19 protein-coding genes are annotated in these 17,381 nt (G+C 38.4%); all 19 read left to right on the forward strand.

Going from position 1 to position 17,381, the window contains the following annotated elements; translation table 11 throughout:
- Positions 1 to 4: 4 nt before the first annotated feature.
- The 19 genes from uvrA (at position 5) to hisIE (ending at position 17,230) form a co-directional block, all read left to right on the forward strand.
- A complete protein-coding gene (gene uvrA / locus ACK3CR_RS09750; RefSeq protein ID WP_488975305.1) occupies positions 5 to 2,881 on the forward strand; it encodes an excinuclease ABC subunit UvrA in 2,877 nt (958 codons plus the stop codon).
- 128 nt (positions 2,882 to 3,009) lie between these two features.
- Positions 3,010 to 3,324, forward strand: a complete 315-nt coding sequence (locus ACK3CR_RS09755) for a magnetosome magnetite crystal formation protein family (protein WP_243516572.1) — start codon at positions 3,010 to 3,012, stop codon at positions 3,322 to 3,324.
- A 15-nt stretch (positions 3,325 to 3,339) separates the two neighbouring features.
- Positions 3,340 to 4,434, forward strand: coding sequence for a DUF4097 family beta strand repeat-containing protein (locus ACK3CR_RS09760; protein ID WP_488975306.1), 1,095 nt, complete (start codon positions 3,340 to 3,342; stop codon positions 4,432 to 4,434).
- Positions 4,435 to 4,437: 3 nt separating this feature from the next.
- Positions 4,438 to 4,629, forward strand: coding sequence for a PspC domain-containing protein (locus ACK3CR_RS09765; protein ID WP_019394914.1), 192 nt, complete (start codon positions 4,438 to 4,440; stop codon positions 4,627 to 4,629).
- A 3-nt stretch (positions 4,630 to 4,632) separates the two neighbouring features.
- Complete coding sequence (locus tag ACK3CR_RS09770) at positions 4,633 to 4,992, forward strand: phage holin family protein (protein WP_019394915.1); 360 nt, start codon at positions 4,633 to 4,635, stop codon at positions 4,990 to 4,992.
- A gap of 156 nt (positions 4,993 to 5,148) precedes the next feature.
- A complete protein-coding gene (gene hprK, locus ACK3CR_RS09775; protein WP_019394916.1) occupies positions 5,149 to 6,096 on the forward strand; it encodes an HPr(Ser) kinase/phosphatase in 948 nt (315 codons plus the stop codon).
- 32 nt (positions 6,097 to 6,128) lie between these two features.
- Positions 6,129 to 6,938 (forward strand): prolipoprotein diacylglyceryl transferase, encoded by an 810-nt coding sequence (lgt, locus tag ACK3CR_RS09780; RefSeq protein ID WP_243516579.1) that lies wholly within the window; start codon positions 6,129 to 6,131, stop codon positions 6,936 to 6,938.
- A 34-nt stretch (positions 6,939 to 6,972) separates the two neighbouring features.
- Positions 6,973 to 7,920 (forward strand): nucleoside recognition domain-containing protein, encoded by a 948-nt coding sequence (locus tag ACK3CR_RS09785; protein ID WP_488975307.1) that lies wholly within the window; start codon positions 6,973 to 6,975, stop codon positions 7,918 to 7,920.
- Positions 7,910 to 8,551 carry a pyrophosphatase PpaX gene (gene ppaX, locus ACK3CR_RS09790; protein WP_234961906.1) on the forward strand — a complete coding sequence of 214 codons (642 nt, stop codon included), beginning with the start codon at positions 7,910 to 7,912 and terminating at the stop codon, positions 8,549 to 8,551. The genes ACK3CR_RS09785 and ppaX overlap by 11 nt, the downstream gene beginning before the upstream one ends.
- Before the next feature lie 2 nt (positions 8,552 to 8,553).
- Positions 8,554 to 9,075, forward strand: coding sequence for an acyltransferase (locus ACK3CR_RS09795; protein ID WP_243516584.1), 522 nt, complete (start codon positions 8,554 to 8,556; stop codon positions 9,073 to 9,075).
- Between the two features lie 150 nt (positions 9,076 to 9,225).
- On the forward strand, positions 9,226 to 10,575 hold the full coding sequence (locus ACK3CR_RS09800) for an L-cystine transporter (protein WP_488975338.1): 1,350 nt from the start codon (positions 9,226 to 9,228) through the stop codon (positions 10,573 to 10,575).
- Between the two features lie 229 nt (positions 10,576 to 10,804).
- Positions 10,805 to 11,983 carry an ATP phosphoribosyltransferase regulatory subunit gene (locus ACK3CR_RS09805; protein WP_488975308.1) on the forward strand — a complete coding sequence of 393 codons (1,179 nt, stop codon included), beginning with the start codon at positions 10,805 to 10,807 and terminating at the stop codon, positions 11,981 to 11,983.
- The gene (gene hisG / locus ACK3CR_RS09810; protein ID WP_488975309.1) at positions 11,980 to 12,609 is read left to right on the forward strand and encodes an ATP phosphoribosyltransferase; all 630 of its coding nucleotides are present in this window, start codon (positions 11,980 to 11,982) and stop codon (positions 12,607 to 12,609) included. Before ACK3CR_RS09805 ends, hisG begins: the two co-directional genes overlap by 4 nt.
- 6 nt (positions 12,610 to 12,615) lie before the next feature.
- Entirely contained in the window at positions 12,616 to 13,896 is a 1,281-nt protein-coding gene (gene hisD / locus ACK3CR_RS09815) for a histidinol dehydrogenase (RefSeq protein ID WP_243516591.1), read from the forward strand.
- Positions 13,850 to 14,482, forward strand: a complete 633-nt coding sequence (hisB, locus tag ACK3CR_RS09820; RefSeq protein WP_243516593.1) for an imidazoleglycerol-phosphate dehydratase HisB — start codon at positions 13,850 to 13,852, stop codon at positions 14,480 to 14,482. Before hisD ends, hisB begins: the two co-directional genes overlap by 47 nt.
- Position 14,483: 1 nt before the next feature.
- Positions 14,484 to 15,125, forward strand: a complete 642-nt coding sequence (hisH, locus tag ACK3CR_RS09825; protein ID WP_243516595.1) for an imidazole glycerol phosphate synthase subunit HisH — start codon at positions 14,484 to 14,486, stop codon at positions 15,123 to 15,125.
- Entirely contained in the window at positions 15,118 to 15,852 is a 735-nt protein-coding gene (hisA, locus tag ACK3CR_RS09830) for a 1-(5-phosphoribosyl)-5-[(5-phosphoribosylamino)methylideneamino]imidazole-4-carboxamide isomerase (protein ID WP_243516597.1), read from the forward strand. The genes hisH and hisA overlap by 8 nt, the downstream gene beginning before the upstream one ends.
- Positions 15,849 to 16,607, forward strand: coding sequence for an imidazole glycerol phosphate synthase subunit HisF (gene hisF / locus ACK3CR_RS09835; protein ID WP_243516600.1), 759 nt, complete (start codon positions 15,849 to 15,851; stop codon positions 16,605 to 16,607). The genes hisA and hisF overlap by 4 nt, the downstream gene beginning before the upstream one ends.
- Entirely contained in the window at positions 16,604 to 17,230 is a 627-nt protein-coding gene (gene hisIE, locus ACK3CR_RS09840; RefSeq protein ID WP_243516601.1) for a bifunctional phosphoribosyl-AMP cyclohydrolase/phosphoribosyl-ATP diphosphatase HisIE, read from the forward strand. The genes hisF and hisIE overlap by 4 nt, the downstream gene beginning before the upstream one ends.
- Positions 17,231 to 17,381: the final 151 nt, after the last annotated feature.

Below are 17,381 nucleotides of genomic sequence, written 5' to 3' on the forward strand. Positions count from 1 at the left end.
TCTTATGGCAACAGATCGCATTGTTGTAAAAGGAGCTAGAGCCAATAATTTAAATAATCTTGATGTTACAATTCCTAGAGATAAACTCGTCGTAATGACGGGTTTATCTGGTTCAGGGAAATCTTCATTAGCTTTTGATACGATTTACGCGGAAGGACAGCGTCGTTACGTTGAGTCTTTATCAGCGTACGCTCGTCAGTTTTTGGGGCAGATGGATAAGCCTGATGTGGATTCTATTGAAGGTCTGTCACCAGCAATTTCAATTGACCAAAAAACAACAAGTCGTAATCCGCGCTCAACAGTTGGGACAGTCACAGAAATTTATGATTATCTACGCTTGCTGTTTGCGCGCGTTGGACGTCCAACGTGTCCAAATCACGGTATTGAAATTACATCTCAAACAATTGAACAGATGGTTGACCGCATTTTAGAATATCCAGAGCGCACGAAGCTTCAGGTGCTCGCTCCTGTTATTGATGGACGTAAAGGTATGCATGTAAAAGTGCTTGAAGATATTAAAAAGCAAGGCTTCGTACGCGTTCGAATTGATGGAGAAATGTATGATCTTGGCGATGACATTAACCTTGAAAAAAATAAAAAACATACGATTCAAGTAGTTGTGGACCGTATTGTTGTAAAAGAAGGAGTAGAAACAAGGTTAGCAGACTCTCTTGAAACGGCACTTCGGTTAGGGGAAGGAAAAGTCGTTATTGATGTTATCGGAGAAGAAGAGCTTCTTTTCAGTGAACATCACGCATGTCCATATTGTGGTTTCTCAATCGGTGAACTTGAGCCAAGAATGTTTTCGTTTAACAGCCCATTTGGAGCTTGTACAAGCTGTGATGGATTAGGGGTTCGGCTTGAAGTTGATTTAGATCTTGTGATTCCAAACTATGATTTATCGCTCAAAGAACATGCAATTGCCCCTTGGGAGCCAACAAGCTCACAGTATTATCCACAGCTTTTAAAAGCTGTTTGTGTACATTATGGAATCGATATGGACATTCCTGTTCGCGATATTCCTAAGCATTTGTTAGACAAAGTGCTCTATGGGAGTGATAAAGAGCGCATTCATTTTCGCTATGAAAATGATTTTGGACAAATTCGTGAAAACGATATTGAGTTCGAAGGGGTTGTCCCAAACATTGAGCGTCGTTATCGTGAAACAAGCTCAGACTACATTCGGGAGCAGATGGAAAAATATATGGGAGAACAGCCTTGCCCAAAATGTAAAGGAAACCGTCTTAAGAAAGAAACGCTTGCTGTTTTAATTGATGGTAAGCATATTGGGAAGGTAACGAGTTTTTCTGTACAAGAAGCATATGAGTTTTTTGCAACCCTTAGTCTTTCTGAAAAAGAGATGCAAATTGCTCAAATGATTTTAAGAGAAATTACAGAGCGTCTAGGATTTTTAAACAACGTTGGTCTTGATTATTTAACGTTGAATAGATCTGCAGGAACGCTTTCAGGAGGCGAGGCACAGCGCATCCGTTTGGCAACTCAGATTGGTTCTCGTTTATCAGGCGTTTTATATATTTTAGATGAACCATCAATCGGACTTCATCAACGTGACAACGATCGTCTTATCGAAACAATGCAGAGCATGCGCGACTTAGGAAATACACTTATTGTTGTTGAACATGATGAAGATACCATGATGGCAGCTGATTATCTTATTGATATTGGACCTGGAGCAGGGATTCATGGAGGAAAAGTTGTTTCAGCAGGCACGCCTGAAGAAGTAATGCATGACGAAAACTCTTTAACAGGTCAATATTTATCAGGAAAGAAATTCATCCCACTTCCGACAGAGCGAAGAGCTGTTGATAAAGAGCGAATGCTTGAAATTGTAGGGGCAAAAGAAAATAACTTAAAAAATGTAAAAGTAAAGCTTCCACTAGGTTTATTTCTTGCTGTAACAGGCGTATCAGGTTCAGGGAAGAGTACGCTTATCAATGAGGTGCTAAGGAAATCACTGTCACAAAAGTTGAATAATGCGAAACAGAAGCCAGGGGAGCATAAAGAAATTAAGGGAATTAATCACCTTGATAAAATTGTTGATATTGATCAATCACCTATTGGTAGAACGCCTCGCTCAAATCCGGCAACATATACAGGTGTGTTTGATCATATTCGTGACTTATTTGCTCAAACAAATGAAGCAAAAACACGCGGATATCAGAAAGGACGTTTTAGCTTTAATGTAAAGGGAGGACGTTGTGAAGCGTGCCGAGGAGATGGAATTATCAAAATCGAAATGCACTTCCTTCCAGATGTGTATGTTCCATGCGAGGTTTGCCATGGGAAGCGATATAATCGTGAAACGCTTGAGGTGAAATATAAAGGAAAGAACATTGCAGATGTTTTAGAAATGACTGTTGAAGATGCAATTGAATTCTTTGAAAATATTCCTAAAATCAAGCGTAAGCTTCAAACAATTGAAGATGTTGGCCTAGGTTACATTACACTTGGTCAACCTGCTACAACTCTCTCAGGAGGCGAAGCACAGCGTGTGAAGCTTGCATCAGAACTTCACCGTCGTTCAACAGGACGTACAATGTATATTTTAGATGAACCAACAACAGGTTTGCATGTTGATGATATTGCTCGTTTACTAAAAGTTCTTCAGCGCTTAGTTGGCAATGGAGACACTGTGCTTGTTATTGAACATAACTTAGATGTTATTAAGACTGCTGATTATATTATTGATCTTGGTCCTGATGGTGGGGATAAAGGTGGACAAATTGTAGCAACAGGAGTACCAGAAGAAGTTGCAAATGTTGAAGGATCTTATACAGGCCGTTATCTTGCGCCTATTCTTGAGCGAGATCGTAAAAGAATGGAAGATCGTTTAAAAGGAGCAGAAACGGTTAAATCATAATGTGAAAAGGGTAAGTCTACTAAAAAGTGGCTTATCCTTTTTTTATAGAGCTAAGGAAAGTTTTTCGAATGTTGAAACTTACTTCAACATAAAAACGTAATACAGATAAAGGAGATGAAAAAACAAACATGGAGTCTAATAAAGTCTTGTCAGCCCTTTCTTATTTTAGTCTTTTCTTTGCTCCCTTTCTCTTGCCAATTATCATCTACTTTGTTACCCAAGATAAAAGAGTTAAGGATGATGCAAAATGGGCATTGTTCTCTCATATATTACCAGTGTTATCAATACCTTTATTTTTCCTTTACCTTATCCCATATTTCTCAGGTCACTATGGCTTATCAGCCGTATGGATTATTTTTGTTGCTATCCTGTGTCTTGTTCTCTCGTTTGGAGTTGCAATTTGGAATGTTGTCAAAGGAATTAAAGTCATCATTGATCGTTAATAAGGAGGAAATATAATGGAAAACCAACGTAAACAGCTTCTGAAAATGATTGAAGAAGGTCGAATTTCTGCTGATGAAGCATTTAAATTACTTGAAGCAATGGAAAGAGAAGAAAAAGAAGCAAAACAGAAGGAAGAAAAAGCAGTAGAAGTTTCTCCTTTTTTAGACGAGAAAGCTTTTCAAAAGGAAGAGCCTCCTCGTGAACGTGATTTAAAGAAAAAAGTGTTTTCATTTTTAGATCAAACTGTAAAGAAGATTAAAGATACAGATTTAGATTTTAACTTTGGTACTTCTTACGATGTTAATCAAATTTTTCAACATAGTGATGTGGAAGCTCGTAGCCTTGACCTTGATATTGCAAACGGAAATGTAAAAATTGAGCCTTGGTCACAAAATGAGGTTCGTATTGAATGTTCAGCAAAAGTTTATAAAGTAAATAGCCAAGAAGAAGCCAAAAAACTTTTCTCTCAAGAAACAATATTTTCTACTGAAGAAGGAAAGATTCGTTTCAATGTTCAAAATAAAGGGATTAAAGTCAAAGCGCACCTGTTTATTCCAAATGTAGAGTATAATGAAATCATATTGCGCACGTTTAACGGTCCTATCGTTGGGAAAGATTTAAAAATAGGAAATTTAAAAGCTAAAACGGCGAACGGCAGCTTATCATTTAAGAATATACGCGGAGAAAAAGGGGAGTTTGAGACAGTACACGGAGCTCTTTCACTACAAAATATTTCACTCAATAAGTGTGAAGGAGAGACAATCAATGGAGCTATTAATCTAAGGGGAGAAGCAAGACATGTTGATTTGCAGACGTTCAATGGAAGTATTGAACAGTATTTAATACAGCCTTCTCAATACGTATTTCTAAAATCAACAGCAGGAAGCATCAAAACTTTCTTTGCACCTGGAGCTTTTATTGATGGAAGTATTCGCTCAAACTTTGGCAACCTTACATGTAACCTTCCAAATGTTCATATATTAGAAGAAAAGAATGAGAAAATCCAAAAGGTTTTAAAGTTCCGCTCTATTAATAGTGGGGAAAGCGTCACGAAAATAGTGGCTGAGTCTAGAACAGGAGCTATCGGACTGTATGAAAGGGAAGTGTAGCAATTGAAGACAAAGCTGTATCGTTCTGTAAAGGACCGTAAGTTAGGTGGAGTACTCGGTGGACTTGCTGACTATTTAAATATGGACAGCAGCCTTCTTCGTATTATTTTTATTGTTGCATTTATTGGTGGAGTAGGATCGATTGGGTGGATTTACCTAATATGGATTTTCATCGTTCCAAATGAAGGAGAATAACGTATGTGGAAAAGATGGGTTATTAGCATTGTTGTGAATGCATTAAGCCTCATGATTGTATCAACCATTTTTGACGATTTTTATTTGAGTTCAGTCAGTGCAGCTGTAATTGCTGCTATTGTGCTCTCTATTATTAACATCATCATTAAGCCAATCCTTATTTTATTTACGTTACCAGCAACAATCTTAACATTAGGATTGTTCCTATTTGTCATCAATGCAATTACATTGATGATTACACAAGGAATCATTGGAGATGCCTTTATTATTGATGGGTTTAGTACAGCTTTGTTTGCAGCAATTATTATGGCACTATTAAATTTAATCGCTCAAAAAGCATTTATTGAGCCAATGCAACGTTAGAAGAGCAGGTGAAGGAACCTGCTCTTTTTTTTAGTTTTTTTAAGAAATTTTTCTTCTAAAATCATTTAATGATACAATAAACAGGATAACAGCATTTGTAATTAGAATGAGAAAATATCTTTACATCAAATACGAGAAAACAGGGAGGAACCACCCTTGGCAAAAGTGAGAACAAAAGACATAATAGAGAAATTTAATCTAGAACTAATCAGTGGAGAAGAAGGGGTGAACCGCCCGATTACAGTGAGTGATATTTCACGACCTGGCATTGAGATGGCAGGCTATTTTACATATTATCCTGCAGAGCGTCTTCAGCTTCTTGGAAAAACAGAGATTTCTTTTTTTAATCAACTTGATGTTGAACAAAAGCAAATTAGAATGGAAAAGCTTTGTACAGATATTACTCCAGCTATTGTTGTATCAAGAGAGATGGAAGTCCCACAAGAGCTTATTGAAGCATCTGAGCGCGAGTCTGTGCCTGTTTTGCGCTCTGACATGAAAACAACACGGTTATCAAGTCGATTGACAAACTACTTAGAAAGTAAACTTGCTCCTACGACAGCGGTACACGGTGTATTAGTTGATATTTACGGTGTTGGTGTTTTAATCATTGGAAAAAGTGGAGTTGGGAAAAGTGAAACAGCACTTGAGCTTGTAAAACGAGGCCATCGTTTAGTTGCTGATGACTGTGTTGAAATTCGCCAGGAAGACCAGGATACTTTAATTGGAAACGCTCCTGGATTAATTGAACATCTTCTAGAGATTCGCGGACTAGGTATTATTAATGTTATGACACTCTTTGGAGCAGGTGCTGTGAGAAACTTTAAGCGCATCACTCTCGTTATTAACTTGGAGACATGGGATCAAACAAAGCATTATGATCGTCTTGGTCTTGAAGAAGAAAAAATGAAAATTATTGATACACAGATTACAAAACTAACAGTTCCTGTACGTCCAGGTCGAAACTTAGCCGTTATCATTGAGGTAGCTGCAATGAACTATCGTCTTAAGAAAATGGGTATTAACGCAGCTGAACAATTTTCGAATCGCCTAACAGGGGCAATTGAAGATACAACGCTTGAAGACCATGACGAAACATATTGAGAAAAGACTAAACCATAAAGGAAGTGAGAGAGATGGAAGACATTCAGCCACTTGATCGTGTGTTCCTTGAAATTGGTCCACTAACGGTTTATTGGTATGGGGTGATTATCGGGATTGGCGTAATTCTTGGTCTTTATTTAGCGACAAAAGAATGTGAGCGTCGAGGTATTCCGAAAGAAGTCTTTGTTGATCTAGTTCTATTTGCAGTACCGATTGCTATTATCTTTGCTCGCGTTTATTATGTAGCATTTAAATGGGACTATTATTCTGAGAACTTAGTTCAAATCCCGCAGATTTGGCATGGAGGAATTGCAATTCATGGCGGACTTATTGGAGCTGTATTAACAGCCGTTATCTATTCTAAAGTGAGAGGATACTCATTTTGGAAACTTGCGGATATTGCGGCCCCAAGTATTTTACTAGGTCAGGCGATTGGTCGATGGGGAAATTTCATGAACCAAGAAGCACATGGCGGGCCTGTTTCAAGAGCCTTCTTAGAAAACTTACATTTGCCAAAGTTCATTATAGATCAAATGTATATTAATGGGACCTATTATCACCCAACATTTTTATATGAGTCACTGTGGAGCATAGTTGGCGTTGTTGTTTTAATCTTGTTAAGAAGAGCAAACTTACGTCGAGGAGAGCTTTTCCTTACATACGTTATTTGGTATTCGATTGGGCGCTTCTTTATTGAAGGAATGAGAACAGATAGTCTGATGCTAACAAGTTCACTTCGTATTGCTCAAGTTATTTCTATTGTATTGATTCTCCTTTCTCTTGTTTTTATTATAGTTCGTCGCTGGAAAGGATGGAGCAAGAAGCACTATCTTGATCAGTAATGTTCAATAATCTAGGGATAGGGGGATATACTTCATGAAAAAGTCGCTTCAAAGGGGAATAATCTCAGGGTTAAAAACAACCTGGACACTCGGGAAAATCATTTTTCCTGTTACACTTATTGTTTACCTTCTTCAGTATACGCCATTCATTGATCTTATTGCTTCGTGGCTAACACCTGTAATGAAAGTCATTGGACTTCCAGGGGATGCAGCTGTTCCACTTGTTTTAGGAAACTTGCTTAATTTGTATGCTGGGATTGCAGGAATCTTAACGCTCGACTTGTCTGTAAAAGAAGTTTTTATTCTAGCTGTTATGCTGTCATTTAGCCATAACTTGCTTATTGAATCAACAGTAGCATTGAAAGTGGGAGTTAGACTTTCCGTTATTTTATCTGTTCGTATTGGGCTTGCTCTCTTGTCTGCTTTTATTATCAATCTTGTTTGGAAAGGTGGAGAAGAGCAAGCTCAGTACGGCTTTATTTCTCAAAAGGATGAAGTTGTATCAGGATGGGGAGCCATTATACTAAAAGGGATTGAAACAGCTGCTATGGGGATTTTACAGCTGGCAATTATTGTTATCCCTGTCATGATCGCACTTCAAATTTTAAAAGATTTAGGATGGTTAAGTAAGTTTTCAAATAAGATGGTTCCTTTTACAAAATTATTAGGTATGAATGGAAATACCTCTACAACGCTTGTAACAGGACTATTAATTGGTTTGGCGTATGGAGCAGGGGTAATGATTCAAGCGGTTCAAGAAGAAGGGGTATCTAAAAAAGATGCAACGCTTGCCTTTATTTTCTTAGTTGCTTGTCATGCAGTTGTAGAAGACACTCTTGTTTTTATTCCACTCGGTATTCCTGTTCTTCCATTGCTGCTTATTCGCGTTATTACGGCCCTTCTTTTGACGATTGTTATCGCTAAAATTTGGAGTCGCCAAAAGGGATTATCTCAAAGAAAGGAAGTTACTTATGAACGTTAATACTCTTCTTTTTGACTTAGATGGAACATTAATTGATACAAATGAGTTAATCATTTCTTCTTTTTTACATACGCTTGAAACCTATTATCCAAGCAAATATAAAAGGGAAGATGTGCTTTCATTTATGGGACCGCCTCTTTATGATTCATTTGCTCAATTAAATCCAGAAAATATAGAGGAAATGGTGGACTGTTATAGAGCATACAACCATGAGCATCATGACCGCTTAGTGACAGAATTTCCAACTGTTTTTGAAACGGTAAAATGGTTAAAAGAGCAAGGCTACAAGCTTGGTATTGTAACGACCAAAATTCGTCAGACAGTTGAAATGGGACTGAAGCTAACAGGATTAGATCCTTTTTTCGATGTTGTCATTACGCTTGATGATGTTCAGTATGCTAAACCACATCGTGAACCAATTGATAAAGCATTAGCTAAGCTGAATGCTAAACCAGAGGAAGCAATGATGATTGGCGATAATTCGCACGATATTCTGGCTGGTAAAAATGCTGGCACAAAGACGGTTGGGGTAGCTTGGAGTGCCAAAGGAAAAGCACATGTTGCTTCATATGAACCAGACTACATTCTCGATGAGATGGGAGATTTAAAAGCCATACTTGGAGGAAAGTAAAAGTGCGAAAATTAGAGCGTTATGAAGTAAATGATGAGAATGCATTGTGGAACATGTACAAAACAGTCTCATTTTGGAAAGTTGTCAAAAACTTTATCGTAATTCAACTTGCGCGCTATATCCCATTTTTAAAAGTGAAAAATTGGCTCTATCGGACTTTTCTTCACATGAACATTGGAGAAAAAACATCTTTTGCATTAATGGCAATGGTTGATGTCATGTTTCCTGAACGAATTTCCGTTGGTCGTAACTCTATTATTGGCTACAACACAACGATTTTGACTCATGAATATTTAATTAAAGAGTACCGTCTTGGAGATGTAGAAATTGGTAGCGAAGTAATGATTGGAGCAAATACAACGATTTTGCCTGGGGTAACAATTGGTGATGGAGCCATTGTAGCAGCAGGAACTGTTGTACATCGTAACGTAGCCCCAGGAACATTTGTTGGTGGAAACCCTATGAACGTGATTTATTCAAAAGAAGAAATGAAAAATAGGGATAAAAGTAAAGGCCTTTCTTAATTCTATAAGAAAGGTCTTTTTAGTTGTTAGTAATTCTTACTTTCCTTATTGGGATTGTTGTATTATAATGCTAGAAGGAATAACATATTTACTACATTAGGAGGTTTAACAGCTGTGGATACTTTGTATATCATTATTAATATTTTAATTATGGCAGTGTTCATCGGACTGCTTGTCTATATGCAGAGAAAACATGTTTCATTTTCAAAACGTGTTTTCACAGGTTTAGGTTTAGGGATTGTATACGGTCTTATTTTACAGTTTATTTATGGAGCAACATCAGACGTTGTTGTAACGTCATCAGATTGGTTTAATATTGTCGGAAACGGCTATGTTAAGTTTCTACAAATGCTTGTTGTCCCACTTGTATTCATTTCAATCGTTTCAGCTTTTACACGTTTGAAAATGACGAAGAATATCGGGAAAATTAGTGTCCTTATTATCGGTATCTTACTTGGAACAACGGCTATTTCATCAGCAATCGGTATTGGAACAACAGCTTTGTTTAATCTAGATGCAAATCAGATTGATGGGGGTTCTGCTGAACAAAGTAGAGGTCTTGAGCTTGAAGATAAGCTTACAGGTGTCAAAGATTTAACGTTACCACAACAAATTGTTGAACTACTACCAGCTAACCCATTCCTTGATTTCACAGGAGCTCGTCCGACTTCAACAATTGCGGTTGTTATTTTTGCTGCGTTCATTGGGATAGCTTTCTTAGGTGTAAAACGAAAGCAGCCTGAACAAGCAGAAATGTTTGAAAAGATTATTGAATCTATCCGTACAATTGTAATGCGTATTGTAACGCTTGTTATTCGTCTTACTCCATTTGGAGTGTTAGCAATCATGACGAGAACAGCAGCAACAAGTGACTTAAAATCAATTGCAAATCTTGGTGTCTTTGTAATTGCATCATACGTTGCGTTAATTGTAATGTTCTTAGTTCATCTTATTCTTTTATCTGTGTTCGGCTTGAACCCAATTACGTATGTGAAGAAAATCATTCCAGTGTTGCTTTTTGCTTTCACATCACGTTCAAGCGCTGGAACATTGCCAATCAACATTGATACACAAACGAAGAAGCTTGGTGTCCCTGATGCAATTGCAAACTTTGCTGGGTCATTTGGCTTGTCTATTGGGCAAAACGGATGTGCAGGTATTTATCCTACAATGCTTGCTGTAATGATTGCACCAACAGTTGGCATTAATCCATTTTCGCCTTCATTTATTGCAACATTAATTATTGTTGTTGCTATTAGCTCATTTGGAGTAGCTGGTGTCGGCGGTGGAGCAACGTTTGCCGCTTTAATCGTTCTTTCTACAATGAACCTTCCTGTAGCACTTGCAGGTCTGCTTATTTCAGTTGAACCTCTTATTGATATGGGGCGTACAGCATTGAACGTAAGCGGAAGTATGACAGCAGGAGTTGTCACAAGTAAAGCAACAAAAGAAATTGATACAGCAATATATAACAATAGAAGTATTGAACTTGAACATTAAAAAAACCTTGGCTTCGGCCAAGGTTTTTTTGTTCGCTAATCATGGAAATAATAGGTATTATAAAGATAGGACCAATAAACAGAAAATTTGATTATTTCATATATTATTTGAGCGTGAACTGTTGACGAGGCGAAATGAAAGATGTAAACTACTAATAACTTTAATTCATTATTTCTCTAATTCGTTAGTGCGATAAAGTGTTTTTATTTTAAATCAAAGGATGGTTACGATGTCGAAGTTATTTATGTTTGAAAAGCCACTTGGAATGCGAGATACATTGCCACAGCTTTATAATCGAAAAAAAGCAGTTCGTGATCAGCTTGCTGGGGAGATTAAAAATTGGGGATATCAATATATGGAAACTCCAACTTTAGAATATTACGAAACGGTCGGAAATGCTTCAGCTATTCTAGATCAGCAACTTTTTAAACTTCTTGATCGACAAGGACGGACACTTGTCTTAAGACCAGATATGACAACGCCAATTGCACGGGTTGCTTCATCCAAATTAGCTAATGATATTCCACTTCGTCTTGCCTATGAAGCAAACGTATATCGAACACAGCAGGATGAGGGAGGAAGACCGTCAGAATTTGAACAGGTAGGGATTGAACTTATTGGGGACGGAACAATTACAAGTGATGCAGAAGTCATTTCTCTCATGATTAGTGCCCTTAAAAAAGCAGGATTACAATCATTTAAGGTTGCAATTGGGCACGTTGGCTACATTAATTCGCTTTTCTTAGAAATTGTCGGAAATGAAGAACGAGCGAATGTCCTGCGTCGTTATCTTTATGAAAAAAATTATGTTGGCTATCGTAACCATGTCCAAAACTTAGGTCTTTCTTCCATTGATCGAGATCGCTTATTGAAGCTTCTTGAACTACGCGGAGATGAAACGAAAATTGTGGATGCAATTGACCTTGCTGAAAGTGAAGAAGGGAAGAAGGCAGGAAGACAGCTTCGCGACCTTTGGAAGCTTCTTGAAGTATATGGTGTTACAAATGAAATTAAGATTGATTTTAATCTTGTAAGTCATATGAGTTATTACAGCAGCATTTTGTTTGAAGTTTATGCTGAAAACGTCGGATCTCAAATTGGAAATGGTGGAAGATATAATGAACTTTTGGAAAAGTTTAATCAAAACACACCTGCAACAGGATTTGGCATTCAGCTTAATCGTCTATTAGAAGCATTGAATGCTCCTGAAGAAGAGGAAAAAATAGATTGTATCCTATATAGTACCGAAAGACTTGCTGAAGCTTTTGCTCTTGCGGAAGAGAAAAGAAAGGTTCAGGAAAAAGTAGTTATTCAGAACATTGCAGGAGTCCAAGACGTTGACTCTTTCACACAAAAGTTTGACGACGTCACATATTTAATTGGAAAAGCACGAGGTGAAAATAAATGAGCAGCCCTTTAACAATTGCTATGCCGAAAGGTCGTATCTTTGAAGAAGCAGCAGACTTGCTACGAACAGCTGGATTTTCTCTTCCAGCAGAATTTGATGATTCAAGAAAGCTTATTGTGGACGTAGAAGCTGAGAACATGCGCTTTATTTTGGCTAAGCCAATGGATGTCACAACATATGTAGAATATGGAGTTGCAGACCTTGGAATTGCTGGGAAAGATGTCATGCTTGAAGAAGAACGAGACGTTTATGAACTTCTAGACTTAAAGATTAGCAAATGTCATCTTGCTGTAGCTGGTTTACCTAATGCCATTCGCGATGAAGTTGCCCCAAAGGTAGCAACAAAATATCCAAACGTTGCTTCCTCATATTTTAGAGAACAAGGAGAACAAGTGGAGATTATTCGCTTAAATGGATCTATTGAACTTGCTCCTATTGTGGGATTAGCCGATCGAATTGTTGATATTGTTTCAACAGGGCAAACATTAAAAGAGAACGGACTCATAGAGCTCGAACATATTGAAGATATTACATCTCGGTTAATTGTAAATCCTGTAAGCTACCGTTTAAAAGACGAGCGAATTGATGAAATCGTAACAAAATTAGCTTCAGTTTTAGAAGGGTGAGAAAAGATGGACATTCGGAAAGTAACGAGTGAGCTAAGTTTAAAACGGAAAATTGATAATGGGACAGGGGAACAGCGTGAAACTGTTATTAGTATATTAGCAGACGTTGAGAAGCGAGGAGATCAAGCTCTTCAAGATTATACAAAGAAGTTTGATGGAGCATTGCTGAAAGATTTCCGCGTCTCAGAAGAAGAGATTAAAAGCGCATATGAACAAATTGACGATAGCATAGTGAATATCATCACAGAAGCCGCGGAAAATATCCGTGATTACCACGAGCGAATGAAAAGCCAATCTTGGATTGTAACAAAACCAGATGGGACAATGCTCGGTCAGCAGGTTACACCGCTTGATGCTGTTGGTGTATATGTGCCAGGTGGGACAGCAGCATATCCTTCCTCAGTATTAATGAACGTTATTCCAGCTCAAGTTGCTGGAGTAGGACGAATTGTCATGACGTCTCCTCCAAACGAAAAAGGCGAACTTCCAGCTGGTGTTCTCGTTGCGGCGAACGAGCTTGGAGTTGATGAAATTTACAAAGTAGGAGGAGCACAAGCTGTCGGTGCTCTTGCTTATGGAACAGAGACAATTGCACCTGTTGATAAAATCGTAGGTCCTGGGAATATTTTTGTTGCACTTGCAAAACGTGAAGTCTTTGGCCTTGTTGATATTGACGCTATTGCAGGTCCAAGTGAAATTGTCATCTTAGCAGATGAGTCAGCACATCCGGATGAAGTTGCAGCAGATCTTCTTTCTCAAGCAGAGCATGATCGGCTTGCTTCAAGTATTCTCGTTACCCATTCAGAAGAACTTGCCTATCGTGTACAGAAGGAAGTAGAGCAACAATTAAAAACACTGCCTAGAAGAGACATTGCTTTAGCTTCCATAGAAGATCATGGAGCTATTTATGTAACAGAGTCATTAGAAGAGTCTGTTACTGTTGTGAATAAATTGGCTCCAGAGCACTTAGAAGTTGTCACAAAAGATCCTCATAATCTACTTGGTCAAATTCGACATGCAGGAGCAATCTTTTTGGGAAGATATAGTTCAGAACCTGTTGGAGATTATTTTGCAGGGCCAAACCATGTTTTGCCGACAAATGGAACAGCGGCATTTTCTAGTCCGCTTTCTGTGGAGTCTTTTGTTAAGAAATCAAGCATTATTTCTTATAGTGAGAAGGCATTAATCGAAAATGCTAGCAAAATTGCTGCATTTGCCCGCTTAGAAGGGTTAGAAGCACATGCACGTGCTGTTGAATCAAGGTTTAAATCGAAGGGAGAAAATTAAAGTGAGAGAAGCTTCAATTGAACGTAAAACAAACGAAACAGATATTGCTTTAAGTATGAACATTGATGGAGAAGGAAAGTCTTCGATCAAAACAGGCGTGCCGTTTCTGGAACATATGCTTGATTTGTTTACAAAACACGGGCAGTTTGACCTTGATATTAAAGCAAATGGAGATACAGAAATTGATGACCACCACACAACAGAAGACATCGGAATTTGTCTTGGTTCAGTTTTTAAAGATGCGTTAGGAGATAAAAAAGGAATTAAGCGTTATGGCCAAGCTATGGTGCCGATGGATGATGCACTTGCTCAAGTTGTTGTAGATCTGAGCAATCGTCCTCATTTTGAATTAAAAGGAGATATTCCAGCAAGCCAAGTTGGAACATTTGATACAGAACTTGTTGATGAGTTTCTGTGGAAGTTTGCGCTAGAGGCTCGTATGAATTTACACGTTATTATTCACTATGGTCGCAATACACACCACATTATTGAAGCTGTGTTTAAAGCGCTCGGCCGTGCATTAGATGAAGCAACAATGGTTGATCCTCGTGTTAAAGGCGTTCCCTCAACGAAAGGAATGTTGTAGTATGATTGGCATTATTGATTATGGAATGGGAAATCTTTATAGCGTCAGTAAAGCACTTGAGCGTTTGGATTATGACTATATTGTTTCAAATGATCCCAAAGAGCTTAAGAAAACAAAAGGTTACATTCTACCAGGCGTAGGAGCATTTGGAGATGCTATGGAGGAGCTTAACCGTCAAAAACTTGCTTCTTTTATAAAAGAGGAAGCAGATAGAGGAAAACCTCTTCTTGGTATTTGTCTAGGGATGCAGCTTCTATTTGAACAAAGCGAAGAAAATGGAATATCTGATGGTCTTGGTCTTTTAAAAGGGCGCGTTATTAAATTCAAAGGCACTACAGCAGAGGGTGAGTCATATAAAGTTCCTCATATGGGATGGAATAAGCTAACATTTAACCGAGACTCAGAGCTATTAACAAATGTGGAAGAAGAGCATGTTTATTTTGTTCATTCTTATTATGTAGATACAGACGATAAAGAAGCAATTATTGCAACAGCTGATTATGATGTTAAAGTACCCGCTGTTGTTGGCAGGGACAACGTGTTTGGAACTCAGTTTCATCCAGAAAAAAGCAGCGATATCGGGGTAAAGATGCTAAGAAACTTTGCAAACTATGTGGAGAAGCGAGGAGAAAGAAGTGAGTAATTTTACGATTTATCCAGCTATTGATATGCGCGGGGGAAAATGTGTCCGCCTTATCCAAGGGGACTACAGTAAAGAAACGGTCTATGGAGATTCACCGCTTGATATGGCAAAAGTATTTGCGAACGATGGAGCCGAGTGGATTCATATGGTAGACCTTGATGGAGCTAAAAAAGGAGCTCGAGTGAACGATAGCCATGTTTTACGTGTTAAAAAGGAATTGAATGTGTCTGTTCAGATCGGCGGTGGGATTCGAACAGAGGAAGATGTAGCGTTTTATCTAGAGAATGGAATTGACCGCGTTATTTTAGGAAGTGCTGCTATCTCAAACCCTCAGTTTGTAAAGGATATGCTTCACAAATACGGAGAGAAAATTGCCATTGGAATTGATGCAAGAGACGGATATGTTGCAACAGAAGGATGGATTGAAACTTCAACAATTAAAGCGACAGAGCTTGGTCAGAAGCTCGCAGCTGAAGGAGCTAAAACTTTTATTTTTACAGATATCGCTACAGACGGTATGCTGTCTGGTCCAAATGTGGAGGCAGTCAGAGAACTTGCTGAAGTTACAAAAGCAAATGTGATTGCTTCAGGTGGTGTCAGTTCTCTTGCTGATCTTAAGAATCTTTCCGCGTATGGAGAAAGCGGGATTGAAGGAGCTATTGTCGGCAAGGCTCTTTATACAGAGCAGTTTACCGTGAAAGAAGCACTTAAAGAGGTGGAGAAATGATTACAAAACGAATTATTCCTTGCCTTGATGTAAAAGAGGGGCGTGTTGTAAAAGGCGTTCAATTTGTAGAACTTCGCGATGCGGGAGACCCTGTTGAGCTTGCAAAGTTTTATGATGAGGAAGGTGCAGATGAACTAGTTTTTTTAGATATCTCTGCTTCTCATGAAGGTCGTAAAACAATGGTTGATGTGGTAAGAGAAGTTGCCTCACAATTAGCGATTCCCTTTACTGTTGGGGGAGGGATTAATTCGCTTGAGGATATGAAAAGAATGCTTAGAGCAGGTGCTGACAAAGTATCGTTAAATACAGCTGCTTTATTAAATCCCTCGCTTATTACAGAAGGAGCCAACTTCTTTGGTTCTCAATGCATTGTCGTTGCAATTGATGCCAAATGGGATGAAGGGCTAGGGTCGTGGCGTGTATACACACACGGAGGACGTAACGAGACTAAGTGGGATGTAGTTTCATGGGCGAAAGAGGCTGTGTTAGCAGGAGCAGGTGAAATTCTTTTAACAAGTATGGATTGTGATGGCGAGAAACAAGGATTTAATTTAAAACTAACAAAGGCTGTGAGTGAAGCTGTGTCTGTACCTGTGATTGCTTCAGGTGGAGCTGGAAATGCAGAGCACTTCTATGCAGGATTTGAAGAAGGAAAAGCAGACGCTGGTTTAGCAGCTTCTATTTTTCACTATAAAGAAACGTCAGTAAGGGAAATTAAAGCAGCGCTAAGACAACGAGGAGTGAACGTACGATGAACCTAGAAGATGTTGTATTTGATGAAAAAGGACTTGTTCCAGCTATTGTCCAAGATGCGATAAGTAAAGAAGTCCTTACATTAGCTTATATGAACAAGGAATCATTGGAAAAATCTTTAGAGACTAAAGAAACTTGGTTCTATAGTCGCTCAAGACAAGAGCTTTGGCATAAAGGAGAAACATCTGGTAATAATCAAAAAATTGTAGGGATGCGTTATGATTGTGACGGAGATGCTCTTGTTGTAGAAGTTGAAATTAATGGACCTGCTTGTCATACTGGAAAATATTCTTGTTTTAATAAGGAGCTTGTAGAGAAGAAATTTGCCTCATCTGATAACCGCTTTGCTATTATTAATCAACTTGAACAAGTTATTGCAGCTCGTGAACAGGAACGTCCAGAAGGAGCTTATACAACGTACTTATTCGAAAAAGGTGTAGATAAAATTCTGAAAAAAGTCGGAGAAGAAGCTTCAGAAGTGATCATCGCTGCAAAGAACCGTGATCCTGAAGAGTTAAAATGGGAAGCAGCTGACCTACTTTATCACTTGCTCGTTCTTCTTCGTGAACAGAAGCTCCCACTTGATGAAGTGCTTAGCGTTTTAGAAGAAAGACACGGATCATAACAAAGAAAAGACGTTCACGTATAGTGAGCGTCTTTTTTGTCGCTCCCAGTAAAAAGTTAACGGTCTCCTCTACTCTCGAAGCTATTAAGTGTGATATACTACGAACGATATAAATAAAGTCATTCGGCATGAAAATATGGTTTCTTTTGTT

It is taken from the genome of Priestia sp. TRM10, assembly GCF_057808375.1.

Excerpts from the sequence above, each read along its gene's own strand:
- uvrA (WP_488975305.1), top strand. The coding sequence starts at position 5 with ATGGCAACAGATCGCATTGTTGTAAAAGGAGCTAGAGCCAATAATTTA.
- ACK3CR_RS09755 (WP_243516572.1), top strand. The coding sequence starts at position 3,010 with ATGGAGTCTAATAAAGTCTTGTCAGCCCTTTCTTATTTTAGTCTTTTC.
- ACK3CR_RS09760 (WP_488975306.1), top strand. The coding sequence starts at position 3,340 with ATGGAAAACCAACGTAAACAGCTTCTGAAAATGATTGAAGAAGGTCGA.
- ACK3CR_RS09770 (WP_019394915.1), top strand. The coding sequence starts at position 4,633 with ATGTGGAAAAGATGGGTTATTAGCATTGTTGTGAATGCATTAAGCCTC.
- lgt (WP_243516579.1), top strand. The coding sequence starts at position 6,129 with ATGGAAGACATTCAGCCACTTGATCGTGTGTTCCTTGAAATTGGTCCA.
- ACK3CR_RS09785 (WP_488975307.1), top strand. The coding sequence starts at position 6,973 with ATGAAAAAGTCGCTTCAAAGGGGAATAATCTCAGGGTTAAAAACAACC.
- ppaX (WP_234961906.1), top strand. The coding sequence starts at position 7,910 with ATGAACGTTAATACTCTTCTTTTTGACTTAGATGGAACATTAATTGAT.
- ACK3CR_RS09800 (WP_488975338.1), top strand. The coding sequence starts at position 9,226 with ATGGCAGTGTTCATCGGACTGCTTGTCTATATGCAGAGAAAACATGTT.
- ACK3CR_RS09805 (WP_488975308.1), top strand. The coding sequence starts at position 10,805 with ATGTCGAAGTTATTTATGTTTGAAAAGCCACTTGGAATGCGAGATACA.
- hisG (WP_488975309.1), top strand. The coding sequence starts at position 11,980 with ATGAGCAGCCCTTTAACAATTGCTATGCCGAAAGGTCGTATCTTTGAA.
- hisD (WP_243516591.1), top strand. The coding sequence starts at position 12,616 with ATGGACATTCGGAAAGTAACGAGTGAGCTAAGTTTAAAACGGAAAATT.
- hisB (WP_243516593.1), top strand. The coding sequence starts at position 13,850 with ATGCACGTGCTGTTGAATCAAGGTTTAAATCGAAGGGAGAAAATTAAA.
- hisH (WP_243516595.1), top strand. The coding sequence starts at position 14,484 with ATGATTGGCATTATTGATTATGGAATGGGAAATCTTTATAGCGTCAGT.
- hisF (WP_243516600.1), top strand. The coding sequence starts at position 15,849 with ATGATTACAAAACGAATTATTCCTTGCCTTGATGTAAAAGAGGGGCGT.
- hisIE (WP_243516601.1), top strand. The coding sequence starts at position 16,604 with ATGAACCTAGAAGATGTTGTATTTGATGAAAAAGGACTTGTTCCAGCT.